Source organism: Aquirufa echingensis (assembly GCF_042714525.1).
Lineage (GTDB): Bacteria > Bacteroidota > Bacteroidia > Cytophagales > Spirosomataceae > Aquirufa > Aquirufa echingensis.
The window spans coordinates 34303-58466 of the sequence record NZ_JBBKYA010000004.1 but is presented as its reverse complement, the minus strand read 5'-3'; the positions used below and the strand labels follow the sequence as shown (position 1 = coordinate 58466).

Genomic DNA, 24164 nt, shown 5'->3' with positions numbered 1-24164 from the left:
TTACGATTAATACATAAAATCAAATTGAACCCGATCATTCAATGTCAAGGTATAATTATTGTTACTTGCAGGAACATATGTTAAGGTCGTTCCAGACCAACTATATGCGTCATTATTCGTACGAATTCCGTTAATATACATATATACTTGGCAATTGGCGCTTGGTGTCTGAGACAACGTAAAACTTGTTTGTGCAGCACTCGCACGAACTTGTTGGCGGACTGAACGAACGCTGGATGGACTCGTAGGCACCCAAATTGAACCGTTGTATGTCAAAACTTGACCTGTAGTTGGGGAAATGCCACTAACAGAAATTCCTTGAATTTTATTAACAGAGGGACTTGCAGCGGTACCTCCCAAATCACCTGTTAACTGTAATATACCCTTGGAACTAGCGGTTGCATCATTCACAGTCGCTGAGGCAATTGCTCCTTGAACAAAAGCGGTCGTAGCAATTTGCGTGGTGTTAGTACCTCCTGCTGCCGTTGGAGCACTTGGAATCCCTGTAAATGTAGGAGATGCAATATCTGCCTTACCAGAAACGGTTGTCGCCAAAGCAACACCCAATGTGGCTTGATCAACATAATCCTTAACTGCTTTGACAGATGGATATCTGACATCTGAAGATCCATCAGCTTGAACACTTGTCGACTTGTTGTTTACATTCTCTTTCAACACAAGCCCAGGTACAGTTGGCAATTGAGAGGTTCCACTCAAGTCACCTGCCAATCTAATTTTACCAGCAGCCAATGTTGTAGCATTTGGAACGCCAGTACCAACAGCTTCATATATTGTATTATCAACATACGTTTTCGTAGCTCGCTGCGTTGGATATAATATATCTGATGGATTTGCCCCTCCCAATTCAGGAGATGAAGACTTGTTTTGCAAAACTTCATATGATCCTGAAAGATTACTTACCGTAGAAACCGTTTGATTTAATTGATTTTGTAATCCTCCCAAATTATTTACGGCAGAATTAATTTGATTTTTGTTATCATAAATTTGCAATTGATGGTTCTCCAATAACGTATTTATGTCTGTAATAGATTGTGTATGTTCTGTAATCATGTTTTCAGTAGAACTAATACTCTGATTCATGACCAATAACGTGGAGTCCGTTTGTTGTTTTGCCTGCCGAAAAGTTTGATTCATGGTTGCCAAATCTATTTTCAACGGATTCAGGTCATTCGGAACCAAAAACCCAGAATCATTATTGAATTGCGAAAGTTTGGTAGGAGCATTTATTACATTTTTATATTCTACTGCATCTGCATATAGTGCATATGGAGTAAAGGTCAACGATTGAGTACTGACTTGCTTAAAACTTTGACAGCCATCATAACTCACCCCAACTTGTAAACTTTTTAATTTCGAATTCCAAACAATACTTTCGAATGAATCATATTGAGCAGCTCCATTTATACTTTGCGAACTCAAGTTCGTTTGACCAGCACCAATGGATAGATTAACCAATCCAAATTCATCCGTCGTCGTTTTTTGATATTCTTCATATTCCAATTGACCGCTATTCCCCAAAATTGAAAAACGCAAACATACAGCCCCTTTCGATAGAGCCTGACCCGAAATTTGAGCGCCTGGAATATCAATTACTTTAGGATCTAAAATAACCGCTTGATAGTTCAATGACTTTTGGGGTACTTGAGCATAAACAGTCAAGATTACACCAAAAAACAAAATGATAGAAGTAATAATCTTATTCATACAATTAATTTATGGCTGACCCTCTTTGATGATTGTTTTAGTGATCGGTTGTCCATGTTGAAAAATTTGTAATAGATATTTCCCAGCACGCATTTCAGTAAAACCACGAAGTGGAATTTCTGTAATTTCAGCAGGAAATAAGCCTTCCCAAATTAAATTTGATGATGCATCGTATAGTGTCAGGCGTGTGGGAGTGCGTGATTCACGAGAAAAACGAAGATTAAATTGATCGAAAAATGGATTAGGAAAAATTTCAACTTCGAATTGAGGTTTAGGCTCAGCTGAATATAATAAGACTGATTCAGATGTTTGATTTGTACGACGAGAAAAAGGTTGCTTAAACCCTTGACGAATTACAACGGATCCATTTCTAGCAGTACCAGCTACTATACTTGATTGGCTTACAACATGAGAAAGGTAATATTTCCCATTATTACCACCCATACTCCCTCCTGCAGCCAATGTCGCAGATTGAATGTATTGACCCATGCAACAGAGTTGGATAAACATCAAAATCAATAGGACGATAAATCGCATATCTCTAGATCAAAAAACGTATCCCGACGGAACCCGTGTTCGGTTTAAAATTCAAAGTTGATTCCCCCATTGTTGTAGGTAAAAATGTTTGCTGATATTGATAACTTACAAAACCTGCCAATTTATCTGAGAATCGCTTCTCAACCTCAGCTCCAAATCCCAACATAAGCTTTACGCCTGAAAACTGAGGATCAAGAGATAAATCAATGTATCGATTTATCAAAAACTGATTACCGTGAACAATTTTGTTCACACTGGCAATCCCTTGTAAATTGACTGATGTCTTGAACGGCAGTGGAATACGAATTCCTAACTTTCCTTGAACCCCCAGAAAATCCGTTTGATATGAGAAAACATTTTGTTGAATATCTCCCACTGCATTCATTTGAATAAATGAAATCCCTAGATCATAATTTACCCAACTTAATAAATGAGCTACCCGGCGGTGCTGAGCCAAGAAAATATCGAATGGCTTTTGATTAATCAAGTATTTAGTTGAGTCCACGATACTTGATTTGTGAAAGGACACTTGAAAAGATAAACCTGAGCCTGATTTCAACCCCTCAATTAATTGCCCATCATAATTAACGTAATCAAAGTTAGTTATCGCAATCCCTTGACTCAATTTAACTTGTTGGGCGAAGACATTCCTGCTAGCCAATATAAATATTAAAACAAAAAATAAACGAAAATTCAATTTCATATGAGATAAGGAACCGGTTTGATCTGACGAATTCCACAAACAAAACAAGGTAATTAAGCTGAGCTATCAGCCTTCAATTTCTCTGTTATTAGTTTAAAAAAAATTTAATTAAACGACTAGGCCTACAGCCTAGGGTTTAATATTATTTTTTTTATACTACTTTTAATGTACCTTTTGCGCAAAAGGCACCTATAGTTAGCTGTTCTAAAAATTTATGATTTATACTGCCTTTATTTTGACACTGATTATTTGTTTTTTGTTAATCCTTTATCATTGGAACAACAACAAATCAATCATATTATTCGTTTACGTTTTCATTTCAATTGGCCAGCGCTCTTTAATCTATTTACTATTGGAAAGTGGTACAGATCCGGAATTATTGGCCTATTTGTATATCCATAACATACCATTCGCCTTGCTAATGGCACCCGCACTTTATTACTACACAAAAAGTATAATTCTAAATCATTTCTATGTGGACAGATGGATTTGGGTTTTCATTTTACCCTTTTTGGCGTCAATTGTTTCGTTACAACCCTACTTCCAAATTCCCATTTCAGAGAAAATTGCATTTTTCAGATTAGCGAATGCAACTGATGTAGACAATGACTTTTTTGCACATGCAAGCAGATGGATTCCCATCCAATTCTTTCAATATTCTATTCTAATTATAAATAGTGTATTCTTTTTTTATTGCATATTCATTTTAATTAAGGCAAGAAAGTCTACGAGTAAAATAATTAAAAAAAGAATAAATAATTTTTTGGGAATTTTAGGCACCATTGCACTTTTAACCTATCTACCTAGCTTAATTGTATATACTTTTGTCTATTCAAATTCAAATTATTTTTTGAATGGGGTCATTACAGTAAAGTCATTCCCACCTCTACGATATTTATCAATTTTCACGCTATTAACTCCGATATTAATACTTTTCTTCCCAAATTGGTTGTATGCAAATCAAGTAAATGCTAACCAAACGAGTAAATGGGATTTATTTTTATCAAAATATTTAGATAAGAACTGTGATATAGATAAACCCGAGACTCCCCAAATAGATGAAGATCTTACAAGAATCATGACGTTCCTGAAAGATGAGCAACAGTATTTAAATCCGCTTCTTTCAATTCACGAAATATCTAAATCGCTTGATATACCTCAAGCACGTGTTACATATTTCTTTAATAAGGTATTAAAAGTTCCCTTTCCTAGGCTAAGAAATCAATTGCGAATTGAACATGCGATTGAACTTTTGGCCCAAAACGCGCATTTATCATTATCTATTGAAGGGATAGCCATGCAATCAGGATTTAAAAACAAATCAACATTTTACATCGCTTTCAAAGATGAAAAAGGAATGACACCAATTGATTGGATAAATAAACAAATAAGCTAAACGCTGCCGGGGTCTGCGACCCCGGCAGCGTTACCGCTCAAAGCTACATAAAGCCAGTGGCAAACCGTCCCAGAATACTGATAATTTTAAGCTACAAAATAGCGCTTATAAGCCTGAATCGGCAACTCGATCAAACGATACGATAAATAAGCTGATAAACTGAGTACCCCCATCGGAACGATATTATACGGCAATTCAGGAATTGAAATCCCCATTCGACCAACTAGTTGAAAAAACAAATCCGGCACCACCATGTGATATAAATACAGGCCATAAGACATTTGGCCTATGATAAGCAAGGGTTGAACCGATAAAACTCGTGCCCACAATCCGGGTTTCATCGCGTAAAACAACAGGGCTAGTGACACCAACGACGTAAAGGTTCTAAAAAACAATTGCTTCACTAAGTCGGCATCCGTATGCATTAAACACAACATCAAAAAACAAAATACCACCGGGATAATCAAACGCTTAATCCATAAACCCATAACTGCTGAATGGCCAGCACGTAGGTAATGGGCCAACAAAGCTCCCCAGGCAAAGGTATCTACGCATGAAAACATACTGACACCTAAACCTCCATAAACATGCACAGAAAAGTACCGATACACAACCCCAAAAACGACCGCAAACCATAAAAAATAAGCACGAAAACGCGTCGCCAACAGCAACATGCAAAACGGCCAAAGCAAATAAAATTGCTCCTCCACAGCTAATGACCAATAGGGCGACAAGGCATCCGACCAATTGCCATGCAATTCAATCCAATAATTCACTAAATAGGCCCAATAATAAGCGGGGTGCTCATAAAAATCCGTTTGCAACACAATCGAAAAACGCTTCAAAACGAATAACAATCCTAAAAGCAGAAAATAAATGGGGAAAATCCGGAGTGCCCGGCGAACCACAAAATTCTTAAACGACCGAGCAAACGTTCCTAAAGTCTGCTGCTCCATCAAGATATTGGAAATCAAATAGCCACTCAACACAAAAAATAGCGTCACCCCAATCGGACCATTCGGCATCACATTAATCCCCTGACCTTCCGGAAACCAATGATAAACCAAAACCAATAAAATCGCTAAGGCACGAACTCCATCTAGCGCTGGGATGTATTTCATAGCAACAAAACTAAGTAAAACCTCTTATCCTTCCTACAACCGCTTCATCCCCTCAAAATATCTTTCGTCGAAAAGTTCCCAGATTATCAACGGAAGCATGTATTTTTGATTCGAATTTTTCTGATACCATGACAAAAATTATCGAGACCAAACATATTTCCAAACGCTACGTGATGGGAGAAGAGATTATTGACGCACTCAAAGACGTCACAATCTCCGTAAATAAAGGGGAATATGTTGCTTTCATGGGCCCTTCCGGATCAGGAAAATCAACCCTCATGAACATCGTCGGCTGCTTGGACACGCCCAGCACCGGTACCTATATCTTAAACGGCCAAGACGTTTCAACCATGTCGGAAAACGAATTAGCCTCCGTACGAAACAAAGAAATTGGTTTCGTTTTCCAAACGTTCAACCTCCTTCCGAGACAATCTGCCCTAGAAAACGTTGCACTTCCCTTAATCTATGCGGGTTATTCCAAATCAGAACGCACGAGAATCGCCATGGAAGCGCTTAAAGGTGTTGGGCTTGACAACCGAGCACTTCACAAACCCAACGAGCTCTCAGGTGGCCAAAGACAGCGTGTCGCTGTTGCACGCGCTTTGGTGAACGATCCATCGATTTTATTGGCCGATGAGCCAACCGGTAACTTGGATACCAAAACGTCCTACGAGATCATGGACCTTTTTGATCAACTTCACAAAAAAGGCAATACCATCGTCATGGTTACCCACGAAGACGATATTGCCCAATATGCCCACCGCATCATTCGATTACGTGATGGTGTCGTGGAATCTGACACCATCAATCAGAACGTACGTAAGGTCGAAAAAATCTAAACCTTTACCCGGTCTGTTCCATAAGGTGCACGTTGCGAACGACGCAACAAGCTATTCGCTTCTGTATTATTCACGAAATGCTCTTTCGAAGGATCCCATTGTAATTTACCAGAAACCTTCATCGCAATATGTGTAATCAAGCAAACTGTACACGCCCGATGACCCATCTCAATTGGTGAAATAGGCTCCTTGCGAGATTCAATACAATCCAACCAGTTGCCATGTTGGTCATCTGAATGATATAAATGCAATTCGTTTGGCCCTATCACAGATTCCAAAATCTTCGGATCTGATGCATCTAATGCTTTGGCCTTCACTTTAGCCGTAGGATCACTTGCCGTAGCCGAATAATCCCCACGCGAAACAAAAATCCAGCCCTCGGATCCTTCGTAACGAATTCCATTTTGGTAGCCGCCTGAAGTATACATGGTAATGCCATTCGCATACTCAGCTTTGGCCATGAAATCCCCATGCACATTCCATAAACCTGATTTAGGAAACTCCGCCACAGCCTCCACCGAAATAGGGCCCGTGTATTCTGTATCCATTCCCCATGCCGCAGAATCGTAATGGTGCTGTCCCCAACCGGTAATCATACCCGCACCGAATTGCTCCATGCGCAACCAACCCGGTCGGTCATAACCTTTTTGCGGATGCACCGCGATTTCGGTATAAGGCATATTGGGTGTAGAACCCAACCACATATCATAATTAAATCCTTTCGGTATAGGCATCGCAGGAGCAGAAGGTCCTGAAGGATCTCCTGGTAAACCTACTTTCACCGTATGTAATTTCCCAATCCGTCCATTGCGAACCAATTCCGCTGCAATGCGAAATTGTGATGTAGAACGCTGCTGCGTACCCACCTGCAAGATGCGGCCTGTTTTTTTAATCACCTCGGCTAATTGTCGGCCTTCATGAATCGTCAACGAAGTAGGCTTCTGCAAATAAATATCCTTCCCCGCCAATGCCGCTTCCATCGCTGGTTGCGCATGCCAAAAGTCGGGCGTACTAATCATCACCGCATCAATGTCCTTGTTTAACAACATCTCCCGGTAATCATCATACATCTTCACATCGATGTAATTCGACTGACCTGTCTTCTTTGTGTAATACTCTTCAACCAATTGTTTCGTCTCCTCCGTCCGATGGCGATCTAAATCGCAGACAGCCATAATACGCGCCTTGTCGAACTTCCAGGTTCCTGGTAAATCATGCCCACGAGCAATCCGACCGCAACCGATTTGACCGATATTTATCTTATTGCTGGGTGCATCTTTGCCGCCCAACACATGCGCAGGAACAATCGTAGGGAAACCCAATGTTCCCACGACACCTATCGCTAGGTTGTTAATGAAATTTCTCCGTTTCATGCTTTGATGGATATGTTGGTGGCATTTTTCTGCGCAATCAGGGCTAATTCCGTCGACAAGAAACAATGTGTTTGTGTCATCGCCGTTTCGGTACGATTCAATACATCGTCGACCAATAACTCGCCGTGCGGTAAATTCACATCCTTGCAATCGATGTATAAAGTCTCTTTGTTATTCACGATGTACAAGTGACTTCCGGTTCCATGTGGCGATGCAATATCTGTATTCTTACGCACCTCGATGTAGCCATCCGTACCCAAAATAGTCAAGCGACCATCTCCCCAAGTATTCAAACCATCCGGCGTAAACCAATCCACGCGGATATATCCAGAACCTTTATTACTACGCAACATCAAATCACCAAAATCCTGGAATTTCGGATACTGTGGATGGTGATGATTCGCGATTTGTGAGGCTACAACCTCACCTTGTGTTGATCCCGTAAAATGCAAAAATTGGTCTACTTGATGCGACGCAATATCCGTGATAATCCCACCATAATATTTCGTATCAAAAAACCAATCGGGACGGGAATTTACACTCATCCGATGTGGCCCCGTTCCTAAGGTCTGCATCACCTTGCCTATTTTTCCTTGCGCAACCAATTGGCTTGCCAATTCCGTCGCCTTATTTTCAAAACGCTCACTAAATGAAATCGAGTAAATTCGGTTCGTTTCCTTTTGAACCTTCCGCACCTCTGCCAATTGTTCAAGGCTTATAATCCCAGGCTTATCCACCATATAGTCCTTTCCATGTTGCATCACACGAATTCCCAAAGGCGCACGCTCATGCGGCGTAATCGAACTCAATACCAGCTTGATTGTTGGGTCCTCCAAAACCTCCGCCTCGCTCTTCACTAATTTGGCTTGTGGGTAACGCTTCGCAAAATCTTTGATTAAATCCGGTTCTTTGGCATAATAAGAAACAAATTCTCCGCCTCCACGTATGATGGAATTCGCCATGGAATAAATGTGCCCATGATTAATCCCCACAACGCCAAAACGCAAACGTGGCGCCAAGATTTTTTCAGCTGAAGGTTTGACAAAAGAGGCCGTAGCGTCTTTAATCGTAGGCATAAATGCCAAACCACTTAATAAACTCGCGTCTTGAAGAAACTTCCGACGATTAGAGGAACTCGATTTCATGATTGAATAGGTTTAAACTATGTTTAAAAGTCAGACTTAACCTAAACATACTGAATATTAAACACAAAAAAAGCTGTCCATTTCTGAACAGCTTTCTCTTATATAAAAAAATCTCAAACCTATTTTTTCTTCTCTTTAACACGAGCAGCTTTTCCTTGCTTACCACGCATGTAGAATAAACGTGCACGACGCACTTTACCACGACGCAATACTTCGATTTTATCGATGTTTGGTGACAAGATTGGGAAGATACGCTCTACACCAATTCCGTTAGATACTTTACGTACAGTGAAAGACTCACCAGCGCCTGAATTCTTACGTTGGATAACCAATCCTTGGAAAACCTGGATACGCTCCTTGTTACCCTCACGGATTTTCACGTGTACATTGATTGTGTCTCCAGCTGCAAATTCTGGATGCTCAGCTCTACGCGTTGCGTTTTCTGCTTCTACAAATTTAATTAAATCACTCATCTGACTTTTTATTTTGTGTAATATCAGCACTCAGCGGTCGCTTCGTACATAAAATTGCTGATTGGGTTGCAAAGATAGGAAAAATATTTCTTTCCAAAAACAATTGCTTACTTTTTACCTTTTATGGATTGAACAAAGCCAACAATCTCATTGTGAAGATCTTGTGCCTGTCCCAATAACTTCACAAAAGCGCTACCAATAATCGCTCCAGCCGCCGATTCAGAAGCCTTCAAGAAACTAGCACGATCCGAAATACCAAAACCAATCAAGCGAGGATTCTTCAAATTCATTCCCTCAATCCGCTTGAAATAAGTCTCTTGATCACTCGAAATTCCCGTCTTCGCGCCTGTCGTACTCGCAGAGGAAACCATGTAAATAAAGCCTTGGCTAATCGCATCTATTTGAGCAATGCGCGCATCCGTTGTTTGCGGCGTGATCAAAAAGATATTATACAAACCATATTGTTCGAAAATCGCTTGATATTCCGACTCATATTCGGCCATCGGCAAATCCGGCAAAATCAAGCCGTCTACACCCACTTCCGCACATTTCTTACAAAAAGCCTCCACTCCATATTGTAACACAGGATTGATATAACCCATCAATAATACAGGTACAGAAACCGTTTGACGCATATCTTTTAATTGCTCAAATAAATGCGCAACCGTCATACCTTGATCCAAAGAAACCTGATTGGATTGCTGAATCGTCTCCCCATCCGCCACAGGATCCGAATAAGGCATCCCAATCTCAATAATATCCACGCCACCCGCTTGCAAGGCATTCAACACGGTCATCGTATCCCCGAAATTCGGGTAACCTGCCGTCGCATACACATTCAAAATAGGCTCCGTCGCCTCCGCAAATAATTTCGTAATCCGATTCATCCTAGTCATTCAATTTTAAACGTTGCTGATACGTCGATAAGTCTTTATCCCCTCTTCCCGACAAATTCACTACGACCACTTCATTCGGCTTGGCGTTTAATTTGCCAAAGACCGCGAGCGCATGGGCTGATTCCAAAGCCGGAATAATTCCTTCTAACATCGAGCATTCCAAAGCTGCTTCCAAAGCCTCCTCATCCGTAATATCATAAAACTTCGCGCGTCCAGTTTTGAACAAATGCGCATGCATTGGGCCAATGCCCGGATAATCCAAACCTGCCGAAATCGAATAAGGCTCGATCACCTGTCCATCTTCCGTTTGCATCAATAAACTCTTACTTCCATGCAACACACCCGCTTTTCCTAAAAAGGTTGTCGCTGCTGAATGCCCGGTACCAACTCCCTGACCAGCCGCCTCCGCAGCAATCAATTGCGTCCGAGGCTCATCCAAGAAATGATAAAAAGCTCCCGCCGCATTCGAACCACCACCCACACAAGCAATCACATAATCCGGGTAATCCCGACCTTCTTTTTCCTGCAATTGGCTACGCATTTCTTCAGAAATCACCGACTGGAATCGTGCAACCATATCCGGATATGGATGTGGTCCTACGACCGAACCGATGATGTAATGCGTATCCACCGGATTATTAATCCAGTGACGCATCGCTTCATTCGTCGCATCTTTTAATGTCTTCGAGCCCGACTGCGCCGCAACGACTGTCGCGCCCAACATACGCATACGCGCCACATTAGGTGCTTGACGTTCGATATCAATCGCCCCCATATAAACAATACATTCCATCCCCATCAAGGAACAAACCGTCGCCGTAGCTACGCCATGTTGGCCCGCACCCGTCTCCGCCACAATCTTATGCTTGCCTAAACGCTTCGCCACCAAAATCTGACCAATCGTATTGTTCACCTTGTGTGCACCCGTGTGGCAAAGATCTTCCCGCTTCAAATAGATATTCGTATTGTACTTCGCCGATAAGCGCTCCGCCTTGAACAAGGGGGTCGGTCGGCCCACGTAATCTTTTAACAAAGCATGAAACTCCTCCTGAAAGGAAGGATCTGCGATGATATCCAAATATCGACTGCGTAATTCTTCCACATTGGGATACAACATTTCTGGGATAAAGGCTCCGCCAAAATCCCCGTAGTATCCACGCTCGTCAACTTGAAATGAATGGTTCATATATTTTGAGTTATTAACTTCACCTTTGTCAAATCCTTCAATGCCGGACTTGACTCTAATTTACTATTGAAATCCAAGGCATAAAGCCCTGGCAATTTTTTCGCTTCTTCGATACTCGCCTCATCCAAACCTCCCGCTAGAAAATAAGGAATATCCAATTCGTAGGCCTTTAAAATAGACCAATCAAATCGCTCCCCTGTTCCACCTACTTGAGATCCCTTTTTCGTATCAAATAAATAATAATCGGGCTCCAAATCTAAGCCTTCAACATCCTCCTCCGTCGCCACACTGACAGCCTTGATCACCGTCAAATCCTCAGCACGCAAGGCATCAATCTCATCTTGCCCCTCATCGCCGTGCAATTGCACAACCTGAAATCCGGCCTTTGTAGACAATTCAATGATATTTTCGGTGGGCTCATTCACAAACACACCCACCGCCTTTGTCTTAGCAGGTAAGGCTGGGATAACAAAATCTTGCCCTACATAGCGAGGCGATTTGGAAGCCCATATAAAGCCCATATAATCCGGTTCGTAAGCCGCAACTGCTTCGATATTATTCAAATCCCGCATGCCACAAACCTTCCACTTCATATCCTATTGCTTTAAGAAATCTGTTAATGCCTGACCGGGATTGCTCGTCTTCATAAAACTCTCCCCGATCAAAAAGCCGCGGTATCCAAAACCCTTCAACTCCTTGATAATTTCAGGCCCTGAAATACAACTTTCGGAAACCTTCACAAATTGGGCAGGAATCTTATCCGCAAGGACTTTGGATGCCTCCACATTTTGCTCGGCAAAATTCTTCAAGTTGCGGTTATTCACACCTACAACAGAAATATAATCGCCCAACGAACGATCTAATTCTTCCTGGTCATGAACCTCCAACAAGGTTTCCATACCTAATGAACGAGCTAAAGTCCCTAAGGTTTTGATTTCTGCAGGACTTAATGCTGCCGCGATCAATAATACCACATCCGCGCCCATCGATTTCGCCTCTACGATTTGATATTCATCGACCATAAAGTCTTTACGCAAAATAGGCGTATTCGGATTCGTCCGACGCGCTAAATCAAAGTCGGCATAGGTCCCCCCAAAATATTCCGTATCTGTCAACACCGACAAACAAGCCGCTCCTGCTGTCACATAACCACGCGTAACTTCATCTACGCCCATTGTATCATTAATGATGCCTTTGGAAGGAGACTTGCGTTTAAATTCCGCAATGATGCCCGTAGAAGCTGGCTGAACCAAAGACATGGCCAAGGAATGACAAGCTCTGGCAAAATAGCCTTGTTTTTCTAATACAGAAATGGAAACGCGCGCTTTGGCAGCGGCAACTTCCGTTCGTTTGGTGACAATGATTTGATCTAAAATAGTCATAGCGCAATGCGATTAATCCATAATAAACTTCTTAAACACCTGGAATGCTTTTCCACTTTCTAATGACTCTTTGGCCATTAAAAATCCATCCGCTAACGATGGAGCTTTCTCTGCAACCCAAAGTGCCGCTCCAGCATTCGCCAATACTGCATTGGTTTGAGCAGCTGTACCCTCGCGCTGTAAAATTTTATAAAGCATATTAGCAGATTCTTCCACATTCGCTCCTCCGAACAATTCCGATTGCTGCACATATTCACATCCTAATTCTGAAGGTTCATGAACTTTTCGGCCTGCGCGCGTCTCTAAACGAAAATTAGATGTCAACGAAATTTCGTCATAGCCATCCTCCGCATAAACAATCCCATATTTCTTGCTAGAATCTTTGAAAAAACCGGAATACAATTCAAAGACCTCAGGGGAATAAACGCCCGTCAATTGCTTACTCACATTTGCTGGGTTCAATAAAGGCCCCAATAAATTAAAGAAGGTTTTCATCCCTAATTCTTTGCGAATCGGCCCTACAAACCGCATGGCCGGATGGAACAAAGGCGCATGTAAAAAACACATGCCTGCTGTTTCCATTTTACGTTTCAAGATTTTAGGATCATTGTTAAATTTCAAACCCAAAAACTCCAAAACCGTTGAAGAACCTACGGATGACGAAACCCCATGATTTCCGTGCTTGGCAATCTTTTGACCAGCACCTACGATCACAAACGAGGAAGTCGTACTGATATTAAACGTATCCTTTCCATCCCCACCCGTTCCACAAACATCCATGGCATCAAACTCAGACAAATCAACTGTGACAGCTAAGTCCAACATTGCAGAAACAAATCCCTTTAACTCTTGAACTTGAATCGGGTGATACCAATAAGATGATAAAAATGCGGCAATTTGACTAGGATTCACCCCGCCATTCCCAATTTGCAATAAAACCTCGTGCGCCTCTTGTTCTGACAACGCCTCACCACTCACTCTTCTTTCTAGAACCTTTTTCATTTTATTTTAACCAATTTTTAATCATTTGTAATCCGTGTTGAGTCAAATAGGCCTCCGGGTGAAATTGCACCCCGCGCACATCGTATTGTTGATGCGCCTCCGCCAACACATATCCTTTGTCATCTTGGGCTGTAATCTTCAAATCCTTTGGCATCGAGTCAGGAATTACCGTCCATGAATGGTAACGACAAACCTCAAAACGCGATGGAATATCCAAGAACAAACGCTCGGTCGGGTCAATCACTTGACATTCCGTCGTCACGCCATGCAAGACCTCACCCATATTCTGTAATTGGGACCCAAAGGCCTCCGCGATTGCCTGATGACCTAGACAAACACCTAAAATCTTTTTTGTCGACTTATATTCTTTCAACAAATCCATCATAATTCCCGCCTCGGAAGGAATCCCAGGACCAGGAGAAAGAAGGATTTGGTCATATTTGCCCACTTCCTCTAAGCTTATTTTATCATTGCGAAATACATCCACATTCGCACCTAATTCCTTTAAGAGGTATACCAAATTGTACACGAAGGAATCATAATTATCTAAAACCAAAACGTTCTTCATGTCTTCTTATGCTAAGTTCTCTGCAACTTCCAGTGCACGACGCAAAGCTGCTAATTTATTATGTATTTCTTGCATTTCGCTGGCAACGACCGACTTCGCTACAACGCCCATTCCTGCTTGGAAAAATAAGGTATTTCCCTTGCTCAAAAAGGTTCGGATCGCAATGGCATGATTGAAATTCCCTTGAAAATCCATGAAACCAATCGCACCGCCATAGATCGCTCGGTTTGTTGGCTCCAGCCGATTAATAATCGTCATTGCATTGTGCTTAGGCGCACCACTCAATGTCCCCGCAGGAAAGGTATCTGCTACTAGTTGCAAAGGATTCACGCCTTTTTGCAAGCGACCCGTCACCTTGGATACCAAATGGATAACATGGGAGAAAAATTGCACTTCCTTGAAAGTCTCCACTTTGACATGATCCGCACTACGGCTCAAATCGTTGCGCGCTAAATCGACCAACATTACATGTTCTGCCGTTTCTTTCGGATCTGCCAAAAGTTCTTGCGCTAATTCCGCATCCCGTGCATCATCCCCCGAGCGTCTAAACGTTCCAGCGATTGGATGAATTTCAGCGACATCTCCATCAATTTTAATTTGCTTTTCTGGCGATGCACCGAAAATGCGGTATTGTTCGTAATCAAAGTAAAACAAATAAGGCGATGGATTCACGGAACGCAAAGCGCGATACACTTGAAAATCATCCCCTTTGAAACCTTGGGAAAAACGTCGGGAAGGTACGATTTGGAATACATCACCGCGCAAACAATGCTTGATGCATGTTTCCACAATCTCCTTCACTTGTTCATCATTCAAATTACTTACTTCCTCGCCTACACGCTCGAATCGTTCTGAATCGTAATGCGGCATGTTCAACAAATACGTAATCGTATCAAAAGAAGGTTCAGACCCATCATAACTATGCGCATAAAGCGACATTTGGTTATTGAAATGGTTCACCGCAACCACATAACGATACACATAATAGCGAATGGATGGAATTTCTGTTTCCGAATTTTTTGCTTGAATCTCGATATCCTCAAAATACGTAACCGCATCATAAGAAATATGGCCAAACAAGCCATTCGCCATCGGTGAATCTCCTTTTTCTTTTTGGAAATCAAAACGATCCGCGAAAGCTTTGAGAGCTTGAACAGCATCCCGACGATTCGTTAAGGTGAAATTTTCCAGCGAGCCGTCAGGGAATTTTTGGGTAACCTTCGAATCGGTTAATTCGAATGAAGCAACCGGATCAAAAGCGATATGTGAAAATCCATGTTCCCGGCCGTGGTAATCCGCAGATTCCAGGATTACGGAATTCTTGAAGTTTTTACGAATCTTCATGAAAATACCGATGGGCGTAAGGGTATCCGCCAATTGGGTTTTTCTCGCAGTTCGAATTTGTATTGTAGACATGTTTTCTAGGGACAAAATTAAAAAAAGGCTTACTGAGAACAGCAAGCCTTTCGTAAACATATCATGTACACACAGCAAAACTGTTCAAGGAAATATTAGCCTTGCCACCAGTTTTTGTTGTATGCTGCTTTTGTCATCTTGGTATTAATTTGATGCAAATGTAAACTGAAATCTCTTAATTCAAAATTTTAGCCGATTAAATCCCACAAATTTCCATATAAATCCTCGAATACGAGCACTTTACCATATTCTTCAAGCACCGGACCACGGACAATTTTGATGTTGTGTTTGAGCAAATTTTGATGGTCTTTTTCAAAGTCATCCGTATGTAGAAACAAGAAAACTCGACCCCCTGTTTGATTGCCCACACGAGAACGCTGTTCGTCCGTTGCGGCTTTGGCCAATAGCAATTGGCAAGAGCCTTCACCCGAAGGCTGGACCAGCACCCAGCGTTTCACATCACTTAGCCGCGTGTCTTCCACCAAAGTAAAACCGAGTTTTTCGGTATACCAAGTAATTGCTTCGTCGTAGTCGGCCACCACAAGGGCGATGTGCATGAGGCGATGGTTCATATTTTTCAAGTCACTAGTCGCTAGTCGGGGTTTAGTTTTCGTCGCGGCCCACGAAGTTGAATGGGCTGATTAATTTCAATTCGGCTTTAATGGCATCTGAAACGGCTAGGCCGTCGATGAAATTATGGAAGACCGTTTGGTCAATTTTTCCATGATGACGTGTCAAATCCTTCAGCGCCTCATACGGTTTCGGGAACGCTTCACGACGCAAGACTGTCTGAATCGCCTCCGCAATTACCACCCAGTTATCTTCTAAGTCTTGTTGGATTTTGCTATTATTCAATTCTAATTTCCCTAAACCACGTTGCAAGGAATTCAACGAAATCACGACATGAGCCAATGGCGTTCCTACATTACGTAGGACCGTTGAATCCGTTAAATCACGCTGTAAACGGGAGATAGGCAATTTCGCCGACAAGAATTCAAAGAATGCATTTGCCATCGCGAAGTTCCCTTCCGCGTTTTCGAAATCGATTGGATTGACTTTATGCGGCATCGCTGAAGATCCGATTTCGCCAGCTTTGATTTTTTGCTTGAAATAGCCCATCGAAATGTACTGCCAAATATCGCGAGACAAATCAATCAAAATCGTATCCAAACGCTTTAAGCCATCAAAATAGGCTGCTAAATTATCATAATGCTCGATTTGAGTCGTGTATTTCGAGCGCGTAATACCTAGATTTGCATGCAAGTTGGCAGCAAATTCCGGCCAGTTAATCTCCGGAAAAGAAACTTGATGCGCATTGAAATTACCTGTCGCACCGCCGAATTTACCCGTAAACGGCACTTGAGATAATAAGTCTAATTGGCGATTTAAACGCTCAACAAAAACCTTAATTTCTTTACCTAAACGAGTCGGAGATGCCGGTTGGCCATGTGTATGGGCCAACAAAGGAATCTCTTTCCATTCGGTCGCATAAGCATCCAACGTCGCAACAACTGCCTGATAAGCAGGCAAAATTACATCTCGATGCGCCTCAGCGATGGAAAGCGGAATCGCGGTATTATTTATATCTTGAGAAGTTAAGCCAAAGTGGATAAATTCAACATAAGGCGTTAAATCACCTGGCAAGGCCAACATCCGATCTTTGATGAAATATTCCACAGCTTTCACATCGTGATTAGTCACCTTTTCGGTTTCCTTAATCCATTGTGCATCTGCTTCGGAGAAGTTGTTGTACATCGCACGCAACGCTGCATAATGTTCTTTGGGGAAACTTGCTAGTGGAGCTAAAGGAATTTCACACAAAGCGATGAAATACTCAATCTCTACTCGAACGCGGTATTGGATTAGACCAAACTCGGAAAAATAAGGAGCGAGTGATTGGGTTTGGCGACGGTAACGACCATCAACGGGCGAAATCGCCGTAAGTAGATTTAATTCCATAGGATCTTTTCAAAGCGCAAAGGTACAACTTTTTAAAAATTTATCTGTAATTTCAAGCATGTTACAACCCAGATATCTTTCGGTTATTCTAGCATTAGTCATTGCCATCGTAACGACAGCCTTCTTGTCGTTTATCCCGAGTTCGGATTTAGTCACGATGACAATCGGGTTTTTAACCTGTTTTATTTTCGGAGGAGTGCTCATTTATTTTGCCTTGGACTACTTGGTTTTCCAAGAAGTGAACTCCTTATATGATCGTATTAAACAGATTAAAAAGAAGGATTTCAGCGTAACACCGCGCAAACAACTTGTTGAAAAAGAAAACCCAATCGAATTATTAAAGAAGGAGTTGAACGTATATGTCGCGACGAAAGAGGGTGAAGTTCAGGATTTGAAAAAGGCGGCTAAATACCGACAAGAGTTTTTGGCGGATGTTTCGCATGAATTAAAAACACCCATTTTTGCCGCACAAGGTTTTGTGCATACCCTATTGGATAATCCGGATGAGGACCTGGAAATCCGGATGAAATTTCTGGAAAAGGCAGCGAAAAGTTTGGACGGCTTAGATAATTTGGTGCAAGATTTATTAACCGTTTCCCAAATCGAAACCGGTGCGATCAAGATTGAGAAAAAGAAAATTAATCTACGCCCATTAATTGAGGAGATATTTGAACAGGTAGAAGCGAAAGCAAAAAAACGGGATGTCAAACTTAAACTCATAGCCCCCAAAGGCGAAATTCAGGTAAAAGCAGATACCCAACGAATTTCTCAAGTCATCATGAACTTGGTCGTGAATGCCATTAAATACGGGAATGAAAAAGGCCTTGTTCAGATTATCATCACAGAGAAGAAAAAGGCTTACACAATATCGGTGGTGGACAATGGCCCTGGTATACCAGACGAACATTTACACCGCATCTTCGAACGCTTTTATCGGGTAGATAAAAGTCGGGCCAAAAACTCCGGCGGAACAGGCTTAGGACTTTCCATTGTCAAACACATCGTTCAGGCACACAACAGCAAGATCTCTGTGCAATCCGAAGAAAACAAAGGAACTCGGTTCGAGTTCAAGTTGGAGAAGGCCTAAATGAATCGACATCTAGTTTTTGTAGAGACGCGATACCTCGCGTCTAAAAACCAAACATGTAGAGACGCGAAGTATCGCGTCCCTACAAAACAAAATGAGACGCGACTCCTCGCGTCTCCACAATTTCTAAACCGCTCCTTCCGTCAAACGCTCTGCGTTTTCTGCAATTCGTAATTGCTCAATAAACTCCCCAATCTCTCCATCCATCACGGTAGGCAAATTGTAAACTGTTAAACCGATACGATGATCCGTCACGCGGCCCTGTGGATAATTGTAGGTACGAATTTTATCGGAACGGTCACCGGACCCAACCATGGATTTCCGACTACCTGCAATTTCCGCATTACGTTTAGCTAACTCAATTTCGTATAGTCGAGAACGTAATACTGTCATCGCTTTATCAAAGTTCTTGATTTGCGAACGCTCATCCTGGCATTGAACAACTAATCCTGATGGAATGTGAGTCACACGAACAGCTGAATAGGTTGTATTAACCGACTGCCCACCCGCACCAGACGAACAAAACGTATCTTTCCGGATGTCATTCATATTGATCTGCACATCCACCTCGTCAGCCTCTGGCATAACAGCGACAGTCGCTGCAGAGGTGTGGATACGACCAGCAGATTCAGTAGCAGGAACACGCTGAACTCGGTGAACACCTGATTCAAACTTCAATTTGGCATATACATCTTCTCCTTGAACGGAAACAATCATCTCTTTATAACCGCCAGCAGTTCCTTCAGTATAATCCATAATCTGGAATGTCCAGCCCTGCTTTTCCGCAAAACGCTGATACATCCGGAACAAGTCTCCTGCAAAAATGGACGCCTCATCTCCTCCGGTACCCCCACGAATCTCCAAGATACAGTCTTTGGAATCATTGGGATCTTTTGGAATCAACATCTCCTTCAAAACCTCCTGCATTTCCTTTTCAGCCGGAACTAATTCTTCTAACTCCGCTTTCGCCATATCACGGAAATCTTCATCCTTTTCTGTGGCAATCACCGACTTAGCTTCTTCGATGGATTTCAACAAATTTTGGTACGTCATGTATTGATCGACGATTTTTTGCAAGTCTTTGTATTCCTTACTTAACGTCTTGAATTTCTTTAAGTCGGAAACAATTTCCGGCATCGCAATTTGTTGTTCTACTTCGATGAATCGTTCTCGGATGGCTTCTAGCTGCTCCAGCATGTCTAATCGGGGTTAAAAAATCTCCGCAAAGATAACAATTAAATTCATTGCCCTTTCTGCTCAAGATGAATACCTTTGTTCTTTCGCCCAGAACCCATGAAAAAATACCTGATAATCATTCTTGCCATCACAGTTTATGCCTGTGATTTTTCCAAACGAATTGACACCACAGCTGCCGTGAAAGAGATGCGAGAACGTCAAGTGAAGCGTGTATTGCCACAAGATATCGTTAATCAGGTGGATGTTTGGGGACAGGAACTTCAAGCAAGATTAGCCAAAGGACAAGTTGCTGATTCATTAAGTTCAAAAAACAAGGTCCGCATTCAATCAGGAAGCATTGAAATGCTTAAAAAATCTGTGAAAGATGCGAAAATCAATGAAATGCTTGATGCTATAGCCTTTGGCCTAATTCAAAAACAAGATATTCCAGCAAGTATTCAGAAAAACAGTTCGGGCGATAGTCTATATTATATCTATCCAACAAATAATGGGAACGTTACGCTCATTGGCTTCAGCAAAAAGCAGGTGATTATTCAAATGGATAAGCCGCTGATTAAATAGGATTGGATTTTACGAGCGCCAACATATTCTTATAGATTTCCTGCATTTCCGGACGCATCATGAAAGCTTGTTGGTCAAACACCACCCGAGAATCACTCAATTTCGCGATATCTTGGTCGGCATGTAAGCTTTGATTCGCAAAAAATGCTTGCACATAATTTTGAACAATGCCCTGAATCAAGCTTTTGTCTAATTCAATCGATTCCAACAACAATGCTGCTTGTTGCCAAAGTTGCTGCGTAAACAATCCTGCCATCAGCATCGCCAAATGGATTTTCTTGCGTTCATCGCCACTCACTAAATAGATGGATTTCGAAATATCTTTGGCCAAATGGACCAAGGTAGCCTCCGTTTCTTCGACCAATACTTCAATACAAATTGGCACATTCGATAAACTAATTTTCCGTTCGGCCTGTAAATGCTGAACGGGGAACAACACGCCAACTTGATTTGTGCTTTCGCGCAAGGGGTCATATTGCATCATGGATTCCGTCAATGAAACAGTTCCTGCGACCAACACCAAGGTCGCATATTTGGGCAATAATAATTCAGGCAATACTTGCGGATAGGCCGACTCCGGGACACAAAGGAAAAACACAGTCGAGCTTGAATCCGAAAAATCCAAATGCTCTTGGACGCGAGCATTGTACAAATAGCTAACTAAATCGCGTGCTTTCTCTGGATCCCGACTGAAAACTTCTTGAACACTATTTCCAGCATTTTCCAACGCTTGCGATAAATGCCATGCCACGTGCCCCGCACCGATAAATGAAATTTTAATCATTACTGAATTTTTTCGTGTTTCGCCCCGATGAAGGGCATCCATTGATTATCCAAAATTCCGGAAAAATTTCGCAAAAACATAACGAAGGATGGCTTGAACGGTTGGCGTGCTAATTGCATCCCCGCTTCTTCTGGTGTTTTATGTCCTTTTTTCGAATTACAATATTTACATGCTGTAATCAAATTATCCCAAGACGTTCTTCCTTGGCGCGATTTAGGAATCACATGGTCTAAGGTCAAATGATCTGAAGAACCACAATATTGACATCGATTTCCGTCACGTTTAAAGATATTTTGACGCGTTAAAACAACCCCTTTGTAGGGGAAATATACATAACGATTTAAACGAATGACGGAAGGAAAAGGAAATGATTGCGAGATGGAATGGAGTCTTTCGGTGCTTGACTCAGCAATTAGTTCGGCTTTATTGAGGTAAACTAGCAAAAAAGCTTTGGGCATAGAACAGATTGTTAATGCACTGTAATCTTGATTAAGGACTAAAACTTTCTGACTCATAGACATCCAATTTTATAAGGTAATCCCTGCGCAAATCCATCACATGCTTTAAAGTTACAGAAAATAATCAACTGATAAACAATTACTTGCCACAAAAATTTAGCTTAGTAGCGAGAGATAAAAACGGCATTTTAAGCCCTTTTTAGTAGATTTGTGAAAATTAAGCAAAGGCACATGGCAACTCTGGTTGAAAAAATCAAAGCATTATCTACTTCTCTCGCGCAAGAAACCGTTGGCAACCGCCATCATTTGCACATGCATCCGGAATTATCTTTTCAAGAAACGAAAACACAAGCTTTCGTTGAGAGTCAATTAAATGCTTGGGGAATCCCCAACAGCCGATTAGCCAATACAGGTGTTGTGGCCATCATTGAAGGAAAAAATCCAACTAAAAAAGTAGTAGCCTTGCGGGCAGATATGGACGCCTTGCCAATTATCGAAACGAACGATGTACCCTATAAATCACAAAACCCCGGTGTGATGCATGCTTGTGGACATGATGTACATACATCTTCCTTATTAGGAACGGCGCATATTTTGCAATCCATTAAGGAGGATTTTGAAGGAACAGTGAAGTTGATTTTCCAACCGGCAGAAGAAAAAGCGCCGGGTGGAGCTAGCATTATGATTAAAGAGGGCGTTTTAGAAAACCCTAAACCGGTGAGTATTTTTGGCCAACATGTAGCCACAAACGTTACTGTGGGGAAAATAGGATTCCGTGAAGGAATGTATATGGCCAGTACGGATGAATTATATATTAAGGTCATTGGCAAAGGAGGACATGGTGCCATGCCAGATGCTTGCATTGACCCGATCGTCATAGCCTCGCACATTATTGTGGCGATGCAGCAAATCATTTCTCGCAATAAGAACCCTAAATTTCCTTCGGTGTTAACCTTTGGAAAAATCGAAGGATTGGGGGCGACGAACGTGATACCTGACGAAGTCAATATCGCGGGAACTTTCCGAGCGATGGATGAAACATGGCGTGCGGAAGGATTGGAGAAGATGAAGAAATTGGCGGAAGGCATTGCCGATGCCATGGGAGGCCAAGCTATTTTCGAGGTATTAAAAGGCTATCCATTCCTACAAAATAACCCTGAATTAACGCGTAAGGCCAAAGCTGCCGCGATCGCCTACATGGGTGAAGAAAATGTGGTCGACTTAGACCTTTGGATGGCCGGAGAGGATTTCGCTTTTTACACGCACCATGTGGATGCATGTTTCTACCGATTAGGAATTCGCAATGAAGCTAAAGGCATCACGAGTGGCGTTCACACACCTACTTTTGATATCGACGAGGATGCGTTGGCGATTGGGCCGGGATTGATGGCTTGGTTGGCGGTGAATGAACTATCCTTGTAGAGACGCGATACCTCGCGTCTAATACAAAAAAGACTCAAAGTATTGCGTCTCTACAAACAAAAAAAGACGCAAAGTATTGCGTCTCTACAAATCAAAAAGAGACGCGAAGTATCGCGTCTCTACATATTAAGGATTAAAACTCCATCGGATCAGGCCATTTAAAATCATAGCTTAATTCCTCAACGATTTTATCGCCGGAAACAATTTTACCCCCTAAACACGGTTGGCTTGAGTCCCAATACCCTGGATTCATCCCCCGTTTCTCACAGTCATTCATTCCCACATCTTGCTTGGTTGGATGCTCGGGAGCAACAATGTTATAAACACCCGAAGAAATTTTCTCGCAAGTCAAGGCAATCAAATTCACCACATCATCTTTGTGCACATAATTCACTGGGCAATTCGCTCCGTCATTACGTTTGTTTGCGAAGTATTTGGCGACAAAACGATCGCCACCCATTAAGCCTGCAAGACGCAAAATCACGGAAGAAACAGGTGATGCTTTAACAATAGCTTCTGCCTGTGCCATCAACGAATTTTCGTTAATTTCAGCCGTTTCATCCACGATCGCAGAGACATTTGCATAAACGGAGGTAGAAGAAAGGAAGATAATTTTGTCTACTTTTTTGGGATCTAAACCATCGACCCAAGCTTGCACGATGCGCAAATATTGTTCCTCTGAGTTTTTCTTTCTGCGGGGAGGAATAGCCCAAACTTGAATTGCCGATTGATTTAACAGCCCCCATTCCCCTTCGGTAGTTTCGTCCGTCGCGCGAAAATCAACAACTTGAACTTTGGGATGCTTCGCTTGTTGGTGCACTTGCGATGCCGAAACCTTAACTTCAAAATCCGCTAAAGCAAGTTTAAATGCCAATGGTGCGCCAACCCAACCGCCTCCGTAAATACTTAAGTTCTTTTTCATAATTTTATGCAC

At 42.0% G+C, this 24164-nt stretch carries 25 protein-coding genes; 5 read left to right on the top strand and 20 right to left on the bottom strand.

What is annotated here, in order from left to right; translation table 11 throughout:
- Positions 1–6: 6 nt before the first annotated feature.
- The 3 genes from SKC38_RS08240 to SKC38_RS08230 are packed head-to-tail and all read right to left on the bottom strand — an operon-like array spanning position 7 to position 2965.
- Positions 7–1725, bottom strand: a complete 1719-nt coding sequence (locus SKC38_RS08240) for a hypothetical protein (protein WP_377976658.1) — start codon at positions 1723–1725, stop codon at positions 7–9.
- Positions 1726–1734: 9 nt separating this feature from the next.
- Positions 1735–2214, bottom strand: coding sequence for a T9SS type A sorting domain-containing protein (locus SKC38_RS08235; protein WP_377976657.1), 480 nt, complete (start codon positions 2212–2214; stop codon positions 1735–1737).
- Positions 2215–2266: 52 nt separating this feature from the next.
- Complete coding sequence (locus SKC38_RS08230; RefSeq protein ID WP_377976656.1) at positions 2267–2965, bottom strand: hypothetical protein; 699 nt, start codon at positions 2963–2965, stop codon at positions 2267–2269.
- A 475-nt stretch (positions 2966–3440) separates the two neighbouring features.
- On the opposite strand from SKC38_RS08230, the gene SKC38_RS08225 reads away from it, so the two are divergent.
- The gene (locus tag SKC38_RS08225; RefSeq protein ID WP_377976655.1) at positions 3441–4361 is read left to right on the top strand and encodes a helix-turn-helix domain-containing protein; all 921 of its coding nucleotides are present in this window, start codon (positions 3441–3443) and stop codon (positions 4359–4361) included.
- An 86-nt stretch (positions 4362–4447) separates the two neighbouring features.
- On the opposite strand, the gene SKC38_RS08220 is transcribed toward SKC38_RS08225, so the two are convergent.
- Entirely contained in the window at positions 4448–5482 is a 1035-nt protein-coding gene (locus tag SKC38_RS08220; RefSeq protein WP_377976654.1) for an acyltransferase family protein, read from the bottom strand.
- A 128-nt stretch (positions 5483–5610) separates the two neighbouring features.
- Between SKC38_RS08220 and SKC38_RS08215 the strand changes: the two genes are divergently transcribed.
- Positions 5611–6321: an ABC transporter ATP-binding protein gene (locus SKC38_RS08215; RefSeq protein ID WP_377976653.1), complete on the top strand. Its 711-nt coding sequence runs from the start codon at positions 5611–5613 to the stop codon at positions 6319–6321.
- Here SKC38_RS08215 and SKC38_RS08210 read toward each other — a convergent pair.
- The 12 genes from SKC38_RS08210 to purB form a co-directional block, all read right to left on the bottom strand.
- Positions 6318–7694 (bottom strand): Gfo/Idh/MocA family oxidoreductase, encoded by a 1377-nt coding sequence (locus SKC38_RS08210; protein ID WP_377976652.1) that lies wholly within the window; start codon positions 7692–7694, stop codon positions 6318–6320. The genes SKC38_RS08215 and SKC38_RS08210 overlap by 4 nt on opposite strands.
- The gene (locus SKC38_RS08205; RefSeq protein WP_377976651.1) at positions 7691–8839 is read right to left on the bottom strand and encodes a Gfo/Idh/MocA family protein; all 1149 of its coding nucleotides are present in this window, start codon (positions 8837–8839) and stop codon (positions 7691–7693) included. The genes SKC38_RS08210 and SKC38_RS08205 overlap by 4 nt, the downstream gene beginning before the upstream one ends.
- Before the next feature lie 119 nt (positions 8840–8958).
- Positions 8959–9312 (bottom strand): 50S ribosomal protein L19, encoded by a 354-nt coding sequence (rplS, locus tag SKC38_RS08200; RefSeq protein ID WP_377976650.1) that lies wholly within the window; start codon positions 9310–9312, stop codon positions 8959–8961.
- Positions 9313–9419: 107 nt separating this feature from the next.
- Complete coding sequence (gene trpA, locus SKC38_RS08195) at positions 9420–10199, bottom strand: tryptophan synthase subunit alpha (protein WP_377976649.1); 780 nt, start codon at positions 10197–10199, stop codon at positions 9420–9422.
- Between the two features lies 1 nt (position 10200).
- Positions 10201–11394, bottom strand: a complete 1194-nt coding sequence (gene trpB, locus SKC38_RS08190; protein WP_377976648.1) for a tryptophan synthase subunit beta — start codon at positions 11392–11394, stop codon at positions 10201–10203.
- Complete coding sequence (locus tag SKC38_RS08185) at positions 11391–11987, bottom strand: phosphoribosylanthranilate isomerase (protein ID WP_377976647.1); 597 nt, start codon at positions 11985–11987, stop codon at positions 11391–11393. The genes trpB and SKC38_RS08185 overlap by 4 nt, the downstream gene beginning before the upstream one ends.
- Before the next feature lie 3 nt (positions 11988–11990).
- Positions 11991–12776, bottom strand: a complete 786-nt coding sequence (trpC, locus tag SKC38_RS08180) for an indole-3-glycerol phosphate synthase TrpC (protein WP_377976646.1) — start codon at positions 12774–12776, stop codon at positions 11991–11993.
- 12 nt (positions 12777–12788) lie between these two features.
- Complete coding sequence (gene trpD, locus SKC38_RS08175; RefSeq protein ID WP_377976645.1) at positions 12789–13778, bottom strand: anthranilate phosphoribosyltransferase; 990 nt, start codon at positions 13776–13778, stop codon at positions 12789–12791.
- 1 nt (position 13779) lies between these two features.
- Positions 13780–14346, bottom strand: a complete 567-nt coding sequence (locus SKC38_RS08170; protein WP_377976644.1) for an anthranilate synthase component II — start codon at positions 14344–14346, stop codon at positions 13780–13782.
- Positions 14347–14352: 6 nt separating this feature from the next.
- The gene (locus SKC38_RS08165; protein WP_377976643.1) at positions 14353–15762 is read right to left on the bottom strand and encodes an anthranilate synthase component I family protein; all 1410 of its coding nucleotides are present in this window, start codon (positions 15760–15762) and stop codon (positions 14353–14355) included.
- A 188-nt stretch (positions 15763–15950) separates the two neighbouring features.
- A complete protein-coding gene (locus SKC38_RS08160) occupies positions 15951–16334 on the bottom strand; it encodes a VOC family protein (RefSeq protein WP_377976642.1) in 384 nt (127 codons plus the stop codon).
- A 31-nt stretch (positions 16335–16365) separates the two neighbouring features.
- A complete protein-coding gene (purB, locus tag SKC38_RS08155) occupies positions 16366–17721 on the bottom strand; it encodes an adenylosuccinate lyase (RefSeq protein ID WP_377976641.1) in 1356 nt (451 codons plus the stop codon).
- 58 nt (positions 17722–17779) lie between these two features.
- On the opposite strand from purB, the gene SKC38_RS08150 reads away from it, so the two are divergent.
- Positions 17780–18808 carry a sensor histidine kinase gene (locus SKC38_RS08150; RefSeq protein WP_377976640.1) on the top strand — a complete coding sequence of 343 codons (1029 nt, stop codon included), beginning with the start codon at positions 17780–17782 and terminating at the stop codon, positions 18806–18808.
- A 126-nt stretch (positions 18809–18934) separates the two neighbouring features.
- On the opposite strand, the gene prfA is transcribed toward SKC38_RS08150, so the two are convergent.
- Positions 18935–20005 (bottom strand): peptide chain release factor 1, encoded by a 1071-nt coding sequence (prfA, locus tag SKC38_RS08145; protein WP_377976639.1) that lies wholly within the window; start codon positions 20003–20005, stop codon positions 18935–18937.
- 96 nt (positions 20006–20101) lie between these two features.
- Here prfA and SKC38_RS08140 point away from each other — a divergent pair, with 96 nt between their 5' ends.
- Complete coding sequence (locus tag SKC38_RS08140) at positions 20102–20566, top strand: hypothetical protein (RefSeq protein ID WP_377976638.1); 465 nt, start codon at positions 20102–20104, stop codon at positions 20564–20566.
- On the opposite strand, the gene SKC38_RS08135 is transcribed toward SKC38_RS08140, so the two are convergent.
- Positions 20559–21350 (bottom strand): DUF2520 domain-containing protein, encoded by a 792-nt coding sequence (locus SKC38_RS08135; protein ID WP_377976637.1) that lies wholly within the window; start codon positions 21348–21350, stop codon positions 20559–20561. The two genes, SKC38_RS08140 and SKC38_RS08135, sit on opposite strands and share 8 nt — an antisense overlap.
- Positions 21350–21865, bottom strand: coding sequence for an HNH endonuclease (locus SKC38_RS08130; protein ID WP_377976636.1), 516 nt, complete (start codon positions 21863–21865; stop codon positions 21350–21352). The genes SKC38_RS08135 and SKC38_RS08130 overlap by 1 nt, the downstream gene beginning before the upstream one ends.
- Positions 21866–22039: 174 nt before the next feature.
- Here SKC38_RS08130 and SKC38_RS08125 point away from each other — a divergent pair, with 174 nt between their 5' ends.
- Complete coding sequence (locus SKC38_RS08125; protein ID WP_377976635.1) at positions 22040–23230, top strand: M20 metallopeptidase family protein; 1191 nt, start codon at positions 22040–22042, stop codon at positions 23228–23230.
- A 133-nt stretch (positions 23231–23363) separates the two neighbouring features.
- Here SKC38_RS08125 and SKC38_RS08120 read toward each other — a convergent pair whose 3' ends face one another.
- Positions 23364–24152, bottom strand: coding sequence for a Rossmann-fold NAD(P)-binding domain-containing protein (locus SKC38_RS08120; RefSeq protein WP_377976634.1), 789 nt, complete (start codon positions 24150–24152; stop codon positions 23364–23366).
- Positions 24153–24164: the final 12 nt, after the last annotated feature.